The organism is Microbacterium sp. AC026, from assembly GCF_979258475.1.
Map to the genome: position 1 here is coordinate 285,377 of NZ_OZ409857.1, position 13,877 is coordinate 299,253.

The 13,877-nt window shown below is 67.9% G+C and carries 9 protein-coding genes and 3 pseudogenes; 7 read left to right on the plus strand and 5 right to left on the minus strand.

All coding sequences use genetic code 11. The annotated features are described in order from the left end of the window. Nucleotides 1-8 precede the first annotated feature (8 nt). Nucleotides 9-2,983 (plus strand): annotated as a pseudogene (locus ACZZ93_RS01535) (bifunctional [glutamine synthetase] adenylyltransferase/[glutamine synthetase]-adenylyl-L-tyrosine phosphorylase). A gap of 9 nt (nt 2,984-2,992) precedes the next feature. Beyond that, nucleotides 2,993-3,922 carry a diacylglycerol/lipid kinase family protein gene (locus ACZZ93_RS01540; protein WP_053096286.1) on the plus strand — a complete coding sequence of 310 codons (930 nt, stop codon included), beginning with the start codon at nt 2,993-2,995 and terminating at the stop codon, nt 3,920-3,922. Here the strand turns inward: ACZZ93_RS01540 and ACZZ93_RS01545 are convergent. After that, nucleotides 3,909-5,063: an AI-2E family transporter gene (locus ACZZ93_RS01545; RefSeq protein ID WP_082586596.1), complete on the minus strand. Its 1,155-nt coding sequence runs from the start codon at nt 5,061-5,063 to the stop codon at nt 3,909-3,911. The two genes, ACZZ93_RS01540 and ACZZ93_RS01545, sit on opposite strands and share 14 nt — an antisense overlap. 141 nt (nt 5,064-5,204) lie before the next feature. Here ACZZ93_RS01545 and ACZZ93_RS01550 point away from each other — a divergent pair, with 141 nt between their 5' ends. Next, a complete protein-coding gene (locus ACZZ93_RS01550) occupies nt 5,205-5,393 on the plus strand; it encodes a hypothetical protein (protein WP_053096284.1) in 189 nt (62 codons plus the stop codon). Nucleotides 5,394-5,451: 58 nt separating this feature from the next. Continuing rightward, nucleotides 5,452-5,691, plus strand: a complete 240-nt coding sequence (locus ACZZ93_RS01555; protein WP_053096281.1) for a hypothetical protein — start codon at nt 5,452-5,454, stop codon at nt 5,689-5,691. Between the two features lie 242 nt (nt 5,692-5,933). On the opposite strand, the pseudogene glnA reads toward ACZZ93_RS01555, so the two are convergent. Continuing rightward, nucleotides 5,934-7,357, minus strand: a pseudogene (glnA, locus tag ACZZ93_RS01560) (type I glutamate--ammonia ligase). Nucleotides 7,358-7,517: 160 nt separating this feature from the next. On the opposite strand from glnA, the gene ACZZ93_RS01565 reads away from it, so the two are divergent. Beyond that, nucleotides 7,518-7,904, plus strand: coding sequence for an RDD family protein (locus tag ACZZ93_RS01565; RefSeq protein WP_150115179.1), 387 nt, complete (start codon nt 7,518-7,520; stop codon nt 7,902-7,904). Between the two features lie 6 nt (nt 7,905-7,910). Here the strand turns inward: ACZZ93_RS01565 and ACZZ93_RS01570 are convergent, their stop codons facing one another. Continuing rightward, nucleotides 7,911-8,390: an ATP-dependent zinc protease family protein gene (locus tag ACZZ93_RS01570; RefSeq protein ID WP_053096276.1), complete on the minus strand. Its 480-nt coding sequence runs from the start codon at nt 8,388-8,390 to the stop codon at nt 7,911-7,913. A 26-nt stretch (nt 8,391-8,416) separates the two neighbouring features. Between ACZZ93_RS01570 and ACZZ93_RS01575 the strand changes: the two genes are divergently transcribed. Next, entirely contained in the window at nt 8,417-9,604 is a 1,188-nt protein-coding gene (locus ACZZ93_RS01575; protein WP_053096274.1) for a RimK family alpha-L-glutamate ligase, read from the plus strand. A gap of 63 nt (nt 9,605-9,667) precedes the next feature. On the opposite strand, the gene ACZZ93_RS01580 is transcribed toward ACZZ93_RS01575, so the two are convergent. Next, nucleotides 9,668-10,378: a DUF4191 family protein gene (locus tag ACZZ93_RS01580; RefSeq protein WP_053099128.1), complete on the minus strand. Its 711-nt coding sequence runs from the start codon at nt 10,376-10,378 to the stop codon at nt 9,668-9,670. A 161-nt stretch (nt 10,379-10,539) separates the two neighbouring features. Between ACZZ93_RS01580 and ACZZ93_RS01585 the strand changes: the two genes are divergently transcribed. Further along, complete coding sequence (locus ACZZ93_RS01585) at nt 10,540-11,520, plus strand: hypothetical protein (RefSeq protein ID WP_463510344.1); 981 nt, start codon at nt 10,540-10,542, stop codon at nt 11,518-11,520. 529 nt (nt 11,521-12,049) lie between these two features. Here the strand turns inward: ACZZ93_RS01585 and sucB are convergent. Further along, a pseudogene (gene sucB / locus ACZZ93_RS01590) lies at nt 12,050-13,851 on the minus strand (2-oxoglutarate dehydrogenase, E2 component, dihydrolipoamide succinyltransferase). Nucleotides 13,852-13,877: the final 26 nt, after the last annotated feature.

The following is a 13,877-nucleotide window of genomic DNA, read 5'->3' on the forward strand; positions in this document are numbered from 1 at the left end:
CGTCGTCGATGGCCCGTTCGGACGATTCCGTCTCGCTCTCCGCGCTGGCCAGGCTGGGGTTCGCCGAGCTCAGTGAGGCGGCGGCGAACCTCACCGAGCTCGCGGCCCTGATCGGAGTCGAGCGCTCACTTCTGCTCAGCGAGGCGGACGCGGCCGACCCCGATGCGGCGGTCGAGGGGATGCTGCGCGTGGCACGGCGCGATGCGGCACCCATCGCCGCCCTGTTCACCGACCAGCGGGCGCGCCGACGTGCGTGGCGGGTGTTCGGGGCGTCGCAGGGCTTCGCCGACTTCTTCCTGCGGCATCCGACCGAGATCTCGGTGCTCGGCGACACGTCCACCGAACTGCCGTCTGCGCACGAGCTGCGCGATCGGATGCTCGAGGCCGTCGGAGCGCGCGACGGATTCGCCGAGTCGGGCGATGACAGCGCGGTGGTCACGCTGCGTGTGGCGTATCGCCGCAACCTCGCTCTGATCGCCGCGATCGACCTGACGGCGCACAATCCTGTGCGCATCGTCGCGGATGTCGCCGCCGCGCTGGCCGATATCGCGGGCGCGGCGCTGGAGGCGTCTCTGGCGATCGCGCGCCGGCGGCTGGTCGACACGATGAGTCGCGAGCAGGTCGCGGCCACGCAGCTGGCGATCATCGGCATGGGCAAGGCGGGTGCACGCGAGCTGAACTACGTCAGCGATGTCGATGTGATCTTCGTCGGCGGAACCGCAGACGAGGACGCCGTCCCGGAGTCGCGCGCGATCGACATCGCGACCCGTCTCGCGAGGGAGACGATGCGAGGACTGAGCGGCATCGAGGTCGAGCCCCCGCTGTGGGAGGTCGACGCCGCGCTCCGTCCCGAAGGCAAGCAGGGCGCGCTCGTCCGGTCGCTCGGCTCGCACCTGGCCTACTACGACCGCTGGGCGAAGAGCTGGGAGTTCCAGGCGCTACTGAAGGCGCGACCCCTCGCGGGCGATGCGGAGCTCGGCGCCGAGTACATCGCCGCCGTGCAGCCGAAGGTCTTCTCCAGTGCCGCGCGTGAGAACTTCGTCGACAGCGTGCAGCGCATGCGCGAGCGGGTCATGGAGCACATCGACCCCGAGGATGCCCCGTACCAGCTCAAACTCGGCTCGGGCGGCCTGCGGGACATCGAGTTCACCGTGCAGCTGCTGCAGCTCGTGCACGGCCTCACAGACCCCCGTCTGCGCACGCGGGGCACACTCGAGAGCCTCGACGCCCTGGTGGAGGGCGGCTACATCGGCCGGGCCGAGGCTGCGTCTTTCGCCGATGACTACTGCGTGCTGCGGTTGATGGAGCACAGGTTGCAGCTCCGCGAGCTCAGCCGCACCCACCTGATGCCCCGCACACCGGCGGGCCTTCGGGTGCTCGCGCGCAGCACCGGCCTGGGCGAGTCCGGTGAAGCGATCTGGGCGCGCTGGGAGAGCGTGCGGCGGGAGGTGCGCGACATCCACACCCGCCTGTTCTACCGGCCTCTCCTGAGCGCTGTGGCGGCGCTGCCGGAAGAGGAGCGCACGCTCTCCACGGCACAGGCGCACGACCGGCTCATGGCGATCGGCTTCCGCGATCCGGCCGGCGCCCTGCGCCACATCGGTGCACTCACCACCGGATTGAGCCGCAAGGCGACCATCCAGCGGCACCTCATGCCCGTGATGGTGCGCTGGTTCGCCGACGGCAGCGACCCCGACTATGCGTTGATCGCGTTCCGTCGCATCAGCGAACGCCTCGGCGACACTCCCTGGTTCCTCCGGATGCTGCGTGATTCCTCGGGCGCTGCCGAGAGCCTGACGCGCCTCCTCTCGTCGTCGCGCTACGTCGGCGAGCTCATGGAGTGGATACCCGAGTCCGTCGCCTGGCTCGACAGCAGCGAGCTGCTGCGGCCCCGCAGCGGGGCCGCTCTCGACGAGGAGGCCAGGGCCATCCAGACGCGGCACAGGAACGTCGGCGACGCGCTGCAGGCGGTGCGAGCGCTGCGGCGGCGCGAGCTGCTGCGAACGGCGATGGGCGGCGTCCTCGACGTGCTCTCGATCGAGCAGATCGCGACGTCCCTGACCGAGATCACCGACGCGACGATCCAGGCGGCGCTGCGCGCGGTCCGCCGCGAGATCGTCCCGCTCGACGATGAGGCGCTCGACTTCGCGGTGATCGGCATGGGGCGGTTCGGGGAGCGGAGCTGGGCTTCGGCTCCGATGCCGACATCCTCTACGTGTACGACGCGAACGGCGTCGATCCGCAACGCGCGCAGACGCTCGCCACGCGCATCGTCGCCGGCCTCCGAGAGCACCTCACCGACCACCGTGTGCCGTTGGACCTCGATGCCGATCTCCGTCCGGAGGGACGCAACGGACCCGTCGTCCGATCGATCGACGCATATGCGGAGTACTACCGGCGCTGGTCGCTCTCCTGGGAGGCTCAGGCACTCCTGCGGGCGAGAGGCGTGGCGGGCAGCGCGACTCTCATCGAGAAGTTCACCGCCCTCGCCGACAGCATCCGCTACCCCGCCGAGATCGACCTGCAGGGAACCCGCGAGATCAAGCGCATCAAGGCGCGAGTCGAGGGGGAGCGGCTGCCTCAGGGAGTCGATCCTCGTCGACACCTGAAGCTCGGTCCGGGCACGCTGAGCGACGTCGAGTGGCTGGTGCAGCTGCTCCAGCTGCAGCACGCCCATGATGTACCGGCCCTGCGCACCACGTCGACGCTCACGGCGCTCCAGGCGGCCGTCGACGCAGGCCACGTTCCCTCCGAATCCGCCGATCTCCTCCGGGCCGCGTGGCTGCTGTCGAGCCGTCTGCGATCTGCGATCACCCTCTACACGGGCAAGACGAGCGACGTGCTCCCGACGGATCCGCGCGACCTCGACGCCATCGGTCGGCTGCTCGGGTACCCCGACCGTTCGGCGAGCATTCTCGACGACGACTACCTCGGCGTGACCCGGCGTGCGCGCCGGGCATTCGAGCAGCTCTTCTACGGCTAGCCTGGCTCCATGACGATCTCGAAGCTCGGTGTGATCTGGAACCCCTCGAAGGTCGATGGGGACTCGCTGCGCGCAGCCGTGGCCGAGACCTTCGTCTCCGACGGTGTCGGCACTCCTGTCGAGTGGTGGGAGACCAGCATCGAGGACCCGGGGCGGGGAATGGCCGCCGAAGCTGTGGCCGCAGGCTGCGACGTGGTGATCGCCGTCGGCGGCGACGGCACCGTCCGGGCGGTCGCTGAATCGTTGGCGGGCACGGACGCCGCGCTGGGCATCGTGCCGCAGGGCACGGGCAACCTGCTCGCGCGGAACCTCGAGATCCCCCTGAACGACATCCCCGCCGCGTTGGTTCGGGTGCGCGACGGCGAGCCGCAGCGGATCGACATGGGCTGGGTCGACCACGACGGCACCGAGCACGCGTTCGTGGTGATGGTCGGTTTCGGCATCGACGCGCAGATGCTGGTCGAGACCGACGAGGACCTGAAGAACCGAGCCGGATGGATCGCCTACGTCGAGGCGATGGGACGTGCTCTCGCCGGCACCGAGATGACCGACATCACCCTGACGCTCGACGATCAGGAGCCGCAGGGGCTTCGCGGTCACACCATGCTGATCGGCAACTGCGGCATGCTGCAGGGCGGCATCCGTCTCCTGCCGGATGCAGTGCTCGACGACGGGTTGCTCGACATGCTGCTCGTGAGCGCCGAAGGGCCCCTCCAGTGGCTTGACACCGTCCGTGCCTTCGTGTGGGAGAACGGCATCCGTCGCATGATGGGCAATGTCGACACCGCTGTGAGCACCGACTCGACGACGCACATCTCCGCGGAGCGGGTGCGCGTGCAGCTCGCGTCACCGCAGATGTTCGAGATCGATGGCGAAGAGGTCGGACACATCTCCGACTTCACCGTGCGGGTCCAGCCCGCCGCCCTCACCGTTCGCTGAGGGTTCCCGGTGGGACGACCTTGCTGTCCTGCGTCGGGAAGACGACCTTCTGCACGATGATGATGATGCTCGCGGCGACGGGGATGGCGACGAGTGCGCCGAGGATCCCGCCGAGTGCGCCACCGGCGACGGCCGCGATCACCACGAGCGCTCCGGGAACGGCGACCGCCTTGTTCATGATTCGCGGGGACAGGACGTATGCCTCGATCTGCATGTAGACGAGGTAGTAGCCGAACGCGATGAGAGCGGTCACCGGGCTCACGATGAGGCAGATCAGCGCATTGATGATCGAGGCGCTCAACGTTCCGACGAGCGGGATCATCGAGCCGATGAAGGCGATCAGCGCGAGAAGCGCCGGCACGGGGGCTCCGATGATGCTCAGCACGATCAGGCTCAGGATGCCGTTGATGAGCGCCAGGCTGGCCTGCCCCATCACGTAACGCCCGACGGCGCCGGAGACGTCTTCGAGGAGCCCTCCGAAGGTGTCGCGCTGGTAGGACGGGACGAAGCGCACCGCGACGCGCTTCATGCTTCGCAGCGAGGCCATGAAGTACAGGGTCAGGATGAGCACGATGGTGACGCCGGTGAAGCCGCCGGCGATGCCGGCGCCGACCGCGAAGACTCCGCCGCTGATGTTGAGTATGTTGCCCGGATCCTGGACGAAGCTCAGCACGCCCTGCGCCGCGTCGTCGAAGGTGGAGCCGAACTGCTCGCTCACGTCCTTGAACCAGGCGCTGGCCATGAAGTCCTCGACCATCTTCGGGCCGTCCTGGATCAGGTTGGTCACCTGCTCGATGAGAAGAGGCACGATGGCCAGGATGATGCCGGCGAAGACCAGGATCACGACGGACACGACGATGGCGACGGCGGCCGGGCGAGGGAGCTTGCGTTCGATGAACGAGACGATCGGGTCGAGCCCGAGTGCGAGGAAGATCGCCACCCCGATGTAGACCAGCACCGTGGCGAGCTGGTTGACGATTCCGCCGAGCATCAGCGCGACGAGCACACCCAGAGCACCGAGGAGGCCGAACATGAACGGGTTGATCCGGGCGATCGCCGCGGCCGCTGTCTTCGGCTGCGCGGGAGGAGTCTCGGTGGTGTGGACCCTCTTCGGCTGCAGCCTGTCGTACTTGCGGCGCATGATGGCCCCCCACTTGTGTTCATTCGGACCCCTCAGTTGACCAGTAGGGGCGGGTGAAAGCAAGCGCGACACGGTCGTGCGGGCGGCGGATCCCCCATGCGGGGGATGCGGTGACCGCCAGGCGTTCGTACGGTGGATGACATGACGGATGCAGAGAAGGATTCGCAGAAGAAGCCGCAGAACGGTCTTGCAGTCGGCCTCGGCCTGGGCATCGCCGTCGGTGCGGGGCTCGGACTCACCGTGTTCGACAACCTCGCACTCGGAATGGGCCTCGGCCTCTCGATCGGCGTCGCGATCGGCGTCGCTGTGGATTCGCGCGCCGGCGAGTGAGAACTTCCGCGACCGGGGGGGGGGGGGGGATGCCGCGGGCTCGCGTAGTCTTCAGAACATGGCGAAGCGGGGTGGACGGGGTGCACGGTGGCGGTACCGCCGCGAGTGGCTGCTGACTGCGGTGTCGGCGCTGCTCTTCGCCTACATGGTCGGGCTCGTGCTGGTCACGCTGACCTGGAGCGTCGCATATTCCCTCCCGCAGTGGATCCTCATCGGAGTCATGGTGACCGGGTCGGCCGTGCTGCTCGCATGGCAGGTGCGCAAGGTCCGCGGGCTTCGACGCAGCCGCGACCGGTGAGCTCGGCGCCGCCGTCCGTCGCCCAGGGCTACACCGTAGCGGGCGCGTAGGCCCATCCCGGCCCGGCTCGAACGGGCAGCCTCCCTCTCCGAAAAACTGGACGCGGAGCCGGGGTGAGCTCACGCGCCTAGGGCGGGACCGAGAAAGACTCTACGCGAGACGCACAGAGAGCCCGCCAGGCATGGCCTGACGGGCTCTCTGTGCGATTCGGCGGACCTACCCCGGAATCCCGCGGGATCTGGTTACACCCCGAAGTACAGCTCGTACTCGAACGGGTGCGGGCGCTGAGCCATCGGCAGGATCTCGTTCTCGTACTTGTACGAGATCCAGGTCTCGATGAGCTCCTCGGTGAAGACGCCACCCTCGAGGAGGAACTGGTGGTCCTCCTTCAGTGCGTCGAGCGAGTCGAGCAGCGAGTTCGGGACCTGCGGGATGTTCTTCGCCTCCTCGGGGGAAGCTCGTAGAGGTCCTTGTCGACGGGCTCGTGCGGCTCGATGCGGTTCTTGATGCCGTCGAGGCCGGCCATGAGCTGCGCGGCGAAGGCGAGGTACGGGTTGCCCGATGCGTCAGGCGCGCGGAACTCGATGCGCTTGGCCTTCGGGTTGGAGCCCGTGATCGGGATGCGGATGGCAGCCGAGCGGTTTCCGGCCGAGTAGACCAGGTTGACCGGAGCCTCGAAGCCCTTGACCAGACGGTGGTAGCTGTTCAGGGTCGGGTTCGTGAAGGCGAGCAGCGCCGGAGCGTGCGCCAGGATGCCGCCGATGTACCAGCGAGCGATGTCGCTGAGCTGACCGTAGCCGGCCTCGTCGTAGAAGAGCGGCTTGCCGTCGTTCCACAGCGACTGGTGCGTGTGCATTCCCGAGCCGTTGTCGCCGTACAGCGGCTTCGGCATGAAGGTGGCCACCTTGCCCCACTCTTCGGCGGTGTTCTTGACGATGTACTTGAACTTCAGGATGTCGTCCGCCGAGTGCACCATGGTGTCGAAGCGGTAGTTGATCTCCTGCTGGCCGGCGGTGCCGACCTCGTGGTGCGAGCGCTCGAGGATGAACCCGGCGTCGATCAGCTTCAGGGTGATGTCGTCGCGCAGGTCAGCGGTCTTGTCGACCGGGCTGACGGGGAAGTAGCCACCCTTGTACGGGGTCTTGTTGGCGAGGTTTCCGCCCTCTTCCTCACGACCGGTGTTCCACGCGGCCTCTTCGGAATCGACCTTGTAGAAGCTCTCGCCGGCGGTGACCGAGTAGCGCACGTCGTCGAAGATGTAGAACTCGGCCTCGGGGGCGAAGAACGCCGTGTCGGCGATGCCGGTGGAGGCGAGGTACTTCTCGGCCTTCTTCGCGACCTGGCGCGGGTCCTTCGAGTAGATCTCTCCCGTGCGCGGGTTGTAGATGTCGAAGATCATCACGAGGGTGCTCGCCTCGCGGAAGGGGTCCATGTATGCCGTCGTGACGTCAGGGATGAGCTGCATGTCGGACTCGTGGATGCTGGCGAAGCCACGGATCGAAGAGCCGTCGAACAGCTGTCCGTCCACGAAGAAGTCCTCGTCGACAGTGGCCGCAGGGATGTTGAAGTGCTGCTGAACACCAGGGAGATCAGTGAATCGGATGTCAAGGAACTTGACGTCGTTCTCCTTGATGTAGGTCAGCACCTCGGACGAATCTTTGAACATGTACGACTCCTGGATTGCGGATCGATGGCTTCACGGCCATTGTGCACAGTACGTGCGGGGCGTTACCCCACGGTATCCGCTTTGTTTCGAGCATGTTACGCGCCGGTAGGCTGGATACGTGACGGACGCTGTGAACACGTACCCCGGAGAACGACTCGGAATGCCGCAGACGGGGACGGGCAGCATCGCCCGCCCTGGACGGCGAATCGGGGCCCTTCTCATCGACTATGTGGCTGCGACGATCATCGCCACCGGGTTCCTCGGCTACGACCAGTTCGCACTGCCCGCCGAGGCCGGCCTCACCATGTTCGCGCCGATGGCGGTCTTCGCCCTGCTGCAGATCCTCTTCATCCCGACGGCCGGCGGAAGCCCCGGGCACCGTATCCTCGGCATGCGCGTGGTACGTCTGGGCGGCGGCTGGGTGGGGATCTGGCGTCCGATCGTCCGCACGCTGCTGATCATCATCGTGATCCCGGCGGTCATCTGGGACGCCGATCAGCGAGGAATCCACGACAAGGTGACGGGACTCGTGCTCATCCGCGCCTGATCGGGCTCACTCCTTGCCGCGATTGCGGCGTCTGGCCTCGCGCGGAGCGCGACCGCCGAGGAACGAACGGGCAGGGTCGACGATATAACCCTGTCGCAGCGCTTCGCGACCGATGAGCATGCGGAAACCCATCTCGTCCCGGTTGCTCAGCGTGACCTCCGCGAGCACCTCCCGGTCATGCAGACGGATCAGCATCTCGACGACGAGTCGCTCCTGGGCATGGCCCGATGAGCTGCGCACGGCGCGGCGATCATGCACAGGGGACTCGACGATGACGGCATCCTCCTGGCTGTCCTGCCAGGGCTTCACACGGAACCGAACCCACGACACGCCGTCGCGCTCGAACTCCTGGATCTGGAATGCGTGCAGCGAAGAGGTGCGCGCGCCCGTGTCGATCTTGGCTTTGAGCCAGTCGACTCCGAGATCAGGCAGGCTCACCCATTCTCGCCACCCGATAAGGGTGTTTGAATGGGATGACTTACTCACCCGACCATCCTGGCAGGAAATCCCCCGTGAAGATCGCAGTGCTCTCCCGCGCGCCGCAGGCGTACTCCACCCAAAGGCTGCGCGCCGCTGCGCTCCAGCGAGGTCACAACGTCAAGGTGCTCAACACGCTGCGATTCGCGATCGACCTCACCGCAGACGAGCCGGACCTGCACTACCGGGGCCGTCAGCTCAGCGACTACGACGCGATCCTGCCTCGCATCGGCAACTCGATCACCTACTTCGGCACCGCCGTCGTGCGCCAGTTCGAGCAGATGGACGTCTACACGCCGAACACGGCGAACGGGATCTCGAGCGCGCGGGACAAGCTCCGCGCGAATCAGATCCTCTCGCGCCACAACATCGCGATGCCTCCCACGGCCTTCGTCCGCAACCGTGCGGACGTCCGTCCGGCGATCGAACGCGTCGGGGGTGCTCCTGTCGTCATCAAGCTCCTCGAGGGCACGCAGGGGATCGGTGTGATCCTCGCGCCGCAGGTGAAGGTGGCCGAGGCCATCATCGAGACGCTGCACTCGACCAAGCAGAACGTGCTGATCCAGAAGTTCATCTCCGAGAGCCGCGGGCGCGACATCCGCGCTCTCGTCGTGGGCGACCGCGTGGTCGCCGCGATGCGGCGATCGGCGGCGGGTGACGAGTTCCGCTCGAACGTCCACCGTGGAGGCTCGGTGGAAGCCGTCGAGCTCGATCCGATCTACGAGCGCGCAGCCGTGCGCTCAGCCCAGATCATGGGGCTCCGCGTCGCCGGAGTCGACATGCTCGAAGGCGACGACGGCCCGCTCGTCATGGAGGTCAACTCGTCGCCTGGCCTGCAGGGCATCGAGACGGCCACGAAGCTCGACGTCGCAGGCGCCATCATCGACTACATCGCCGGCCAGGTCGCATTCCCCGAGATCGATGTGCGTCAGCGCCTGACCGTCTCCACGGGATACGGGGTCGCCGAGCTGATGGTGCACGGAGCTGTCGACCTCGTCGGCAAGACACTCGGCGAAGCCGGACTGTGGGAGCGCGACATCACCGTGCTCACGCTGCACCGCGGCGTCTCCGTCATCCCGAACCCGCGCAAGCACGTCGTCCTCGAGGCCGAGGATCGGCTCTTCTGCTTCGGCAAGCTCGACGAGATGCGGTCGATGGTTCCGGAACGTCGCCGTCGCCGCGCGAAGGTCCGTCGCCTTCCGCGTCAGCCGCTGTCGGAGTGAACGACGAAGCGCGGCCGCCCTCGCGATGAGGTGCGGCCGCGCTTCTGCGTGTGCGGGGTCAGCTCAACGCGGACGCTGCGCCCTGACCTTGGTGGGGTCGATGCCCTTCGGGATAGGGAGCGAGGAGATCGACTGCGACACGGACTCGATGCGGCGGATGACGGCACCCATGGTGGCCTTGTCGATGACCTTCGGAAGCTTCTTGATGGTCTTTGCGAGGTCGGCGATCGCGACGTCGTCGTCGCCGTGGCCGACGTAGAGCACCGTGACCGGCACGCCGTGGGCCACACGGGCTGCCTTGCTGCGCTCATCGTTGACCAGTCGGGTCAGGCGGCCGCGGGAGCCCTCTCCGACGACCACGACGCCGCCGCGACCCACGGTGCGGTAGACCGCATCCTGCGTCTTCGGGTTGATGCCGACCGGCGTCTCGGATCCCTGCCAGTTGCGTCCGAGGCTCGTGCTCAGCACGTGGCCCGTGGCGCCCGGCATACCGTCGATCTTCTGGTACATCGCAGAAGTCGACAGGCGCGTCATCAGGAACATCGCGCCGAGCAGGCCGAGCATCAGACCGGAGATGCCCCAGAGGATGAGAGTCCACACCTGGAACGGCGGGATCAGGTAGCCCACGATGAGGCCGATGAGGACACCGATGACCAGCAGCGCGATCTGGGCCCAGGGCAGCCAGGGGTAGATCTCCCTCGTGAACTTGAAGAGGGACTTGATCTGGGAGAAGAATCCCGGACGCTTCTCGGGCGCGGACGTGCGGTTTGCCATGTGCATAAGAATACCGACTCCGGGGTGCGCTGATGGCGTCGTTCGCGTCGGGCGGATTCGGGCGCCTCGTCTTCTCCTGCACACGCGGCCGATTCGTGCGCATGCGTGCACATCATGCGATGTCTGCGTGGGAGCGCCGTGCGATGCGATGACATGGGGGAATGGCGGAGACGGAAACGAAGGCGAGCGGTGCGGCACTGGTGCCCGGTGCGCATCGGACGATCAGGAGGATCGACGCGGACGAGGGGCCGTACGCGGGAACGCTGGTCACCCGAGGCGCGGCGATGGCCGTTCTGGTGGACTCCGCCTCGATCAGCGGGTGGGCTGGGTGGGACCACGCCGGTGACGAGCACGTCGCGGGGCCGCTCGACATCGTGCGGCGCGCCGACGGGCACGACGCGCTGCTCCCATGGTGCACCGAGAGGGTCGTGACGTTCGTCGGTCGTCGCGCGGCAGCCGACGTCGCGCTCGGCTCCGGGGAGATGACGACCCTGGTCGCCAGCATCCTGCGAGGTCTGGGCGAGCTCGGGCGGACCGACGAGCACGAACACACGGGTGGCTGGTGGCTCACGGATGACGGGCGACCGACTTTCGTGATCGGCGCAGGCGAGACGGCACGGACGGCAGCGGCGGGTCTCGTCGCGCGGATTCGCGAGGACTGCGTCGACCGCGCACTCGGTCGCCTGCTCGTCACGATCGAGGAAGGGCTGAGCGCTGCCACAGGACGGCCGGGGATGCCGATGCGACAGCTCGAGGGGTGGGAGGCAGAGCTGTTCGACACCGCGGCGCCGAAACCGCTGAGACGCGATGTGCATGCGCCTGAGCTGGCGAGAAGTGCGGACGCAGCGATCCGCGCAGCGGTCGTGCGACCCGACGAGCGAGGTCGGATGAGAACCCGTGCCACTCGACCTATGGCGGATAGCCGCGTGCGCGCTGTGACGTCTCGCGTCGTCGCGCCCTTGCTGCGTCGCCTCGACCTCTGGCGGGGTGCGATGCTCCTCGTGGTCGCGCGCCGGCATCGGAGAGACGCGGATCGAGCACGCGCCGCTCGCGTCGACAGGAGGATGGAGGCCCCCACAGGGGGCGTCCGAACCCCGTGCGACGTGGGCGGAGGGCGATCGTCGCTGCGGCTGCGGCCGTAGCGGTGCTCGCCGGCGGACTTCTCTGGCCTGGGGGAGCGACAGGGGAACCGGGCGACGGGGGTACCACGGCGGTGCCGACGAGCGGTCGGGACGCGGAGCAGATCGACTCTGCGCCTGCCGATCCGTCACCGGCGGCGACGCCGACGGCACCCGAACCGAAGCCGGACGAGTCCCCGAAGGGATCACCGCCCGAGCGAGCCGATCCGGAGGATCCGGTCGAGGCGGCGCACCACCTCATCGACGCGATCAGGACCTGCGCGGCGAACGACGACGCGGTCTGTGCCGAAGCGGTCGCTCAGGGGTCCATCGGGGTCGCGGACGCATTGGCGGAAGGTGAGGAAGCATTACAGCTCGAACCCGTGGACGAGTACGGGGATGTCGCCGTGATCCGAGCTTCTGCGTCGGGAGGGGAAGAGGACGGGGCGGAGTCCGCCGCTGGGGAGCGGATGGTCGTACTCGTCCGGGTGGCAGAGAAATGGCTGGTCCGCGACGTGTACGACGTCGCGGACCAGCCAGGATGATGCGGTGGTCAGGCTCCGAGCTGAGCGGCGAACTGCGCCGACTCGAGGCGGGCCTTCACAGCACCGAGGAAGCGAGCGGCGTCTGCTCCGTCGATGATGCGGTGGTCGTACGAGAGAGCGAGGTACACGTACGAGCGGACGGCGATCGCGTCTGCGCCGCCGACCTTGACGAGACCGGGGCGCTTGACGACCGTTCCGGTGCCGAGGATCGCCGACTGCGGCAGGAAGACGACCGGAGTGTCGAACAGCGCGCCACGCGAACCCGTGTTGGTCAGCGTGAACGTGCCGCCGGCGAGTTCGTCGGGCTTCAGCTTGTTGTCGCGCGTGCGTGCCGCGAGGTCGGCGATCTCGTGCGCGATCTCGGCGATGTTCTTCGACGCGGCGTCGCGCAGCACCGGAGTGAGCAGACCGCGCTCGGTGTCCACGGCGATCGAGACGTTCTCGGACTCGGGGTAGACGATCTGCTCGCCGTCGACCGTGGCGTTCACGATCGGGAAGGCGCGCAGAGCCTCAGCGGCAGCGAGGGCGAAGAACGGCAGGAACGACAGCTTGTCGCCCGTCTTCTCGAGGAAAGACGCCTTGACGCTGTCGCGGTACTCCGCCAGAGCGGTCACATCGACCTCGACGACCGTCGTGAGCTGTGCGGTCTGCTGCATCGACTCGACGGCGCGCTTGGCCAGAACCTTGCGCAGGCGCGACATCGGCTGCGTGGTGCCACGCAACGGCGAGACCTCGAGCGGAGCGGGCGCAGCAGGGGCGGCCGCAGCGGCGGGTGCCGCCGACGCGCTCTCTGCGGCCTTGAGCACATCTTCCTTACGGATGCGTCCGCCGACGCCGGTACCGGTGACACTGGCCAGGTCGACGCCCTGCTGCGAAGCCAGACGGCGCACGAGCGGGGTCACGTACAGGTTGTCGCTCTCGGTCGGGAGGGACAGCTTCTGCTCGGCCGGAGCCGGAGCCGGAGCCGATGCCGCCGCGGGCGCGGGCTCGGACGGCGCTGCCGCCGGGGCGGGGGCGACAGGTGCGGACGCACCCTCGCTTGCCGGAGCCTGCTGCACGGGGGCTTCTGCCGCGGGAGCAGCAGGTGCCTCTGCCGCAGATGCGGGAGTCTCGGTGGGAGCGGCAGGAGCCTCGGCGGCCGGAGCCTCCGCAGCCGGTGCGGCGGCGGGAGCTGCTCCAGAACCGACACGAGCAAGCACAGCGCCGACCTCGACGGTCTCGTCTTCGGCGGCGACGATCTCCTGCAGCACGCCGGCGACGGGCGAGGGGATCTCGGTGTCGACCTTGTCGGTCGAGATCTCCAGCAGTGCCTCGTCGACCTCGACGGTGTCGCCGATCTGCTTGAGCCAGCGGGTGACGGTGCCTTCTGTCACACTCTCGCCGAGTTCGGGGAGGACGATGTCCGTGGCGTCGCCTGCGGGGGCAGCGGCCGGAGCAGCCGCGGCAGCGGGCGCAGCTTCGGCAGCAGGAGCGGGCTCCGAGGGGGCCTCGGCCTGCGGTGCGGCAGCCTGAGGCGCCTCCTCCGCGGCCGGCGCTGCGGCTGCAGGAGCATCCTCGGCAGGAGCAGCGGCGCTGCCGTCGCCGATACGGGCGAGCAGCGCGCCGACCTCGACGGTCTCGTCCTCGGCGACGAGGATCTCCTCGATCACACCGGTGACGGGCGAGGGGATCTCGGTGTCGACCTTGTCGGTCGAGATCTCGAGCAGGCCCTCATCCGCCTGAACGGTGTCTCCCACCTGCTTGAGCCAGCGGGTGACGGTACCCTCTGTGACGCTCTCGCCGAGAGGGGGAGGACGACGGATGTGCTCATGACTGAGTCTCCTTCAGGAAGTTAAA

Coding starts and splice junctions, on each gene's coding strand:
- ACZZ93_RS01540 (WP_053096286.1), top strand. CDS start 2,993: ATGACGATCTCGAAGCTCGGTGTGATCTGGAACCCCTCGAAGGTCGAT.
- ACZZ93_RS01545 (WP_082586596.1), bottom strand. CDS start 5,063: ATGCGCCGCAAGTACGACAGGCTGCAGCCGAAGAGGGTCCACACCACC.
- ACZZ93_RS01550 (WP_053096284.1), top strand. CDS start 5,205: ATGACGGATGCAGAGAAGGATTCGCAGAAGAAGCCGCAGAACGGTCTT.
- ACZZ93_RS01555 (WP_053096281.1), top strand. CDS start 5,452: ATGGCGAAGCGGGGTGGACGGGGTGCACGGTGGCGGTACCGCCGCGAG.
- ACZZ93_RS01565 (WP_150115179.1), top strand. CDS start 7,518: ATGCCGCAGACGGGGACGGGCAGCATCGCCCGCCCTGGACGGCGAATC.
- ACZZ93_RS01580 (WP_053099128.1), bottom strand. CDS start 10,378: ATGGCAAACCGCACGTCCGCGCCCGAGAAGCGTCCGGGATTCTTCTCC.
- ACZZ93_RS01585 (WP_463510344.1), top strand. CDS start 10,540: ATGGCGGAGACGGAAACGAAGGCGAGCGGTGCGGCACTGGTGCCCGGT.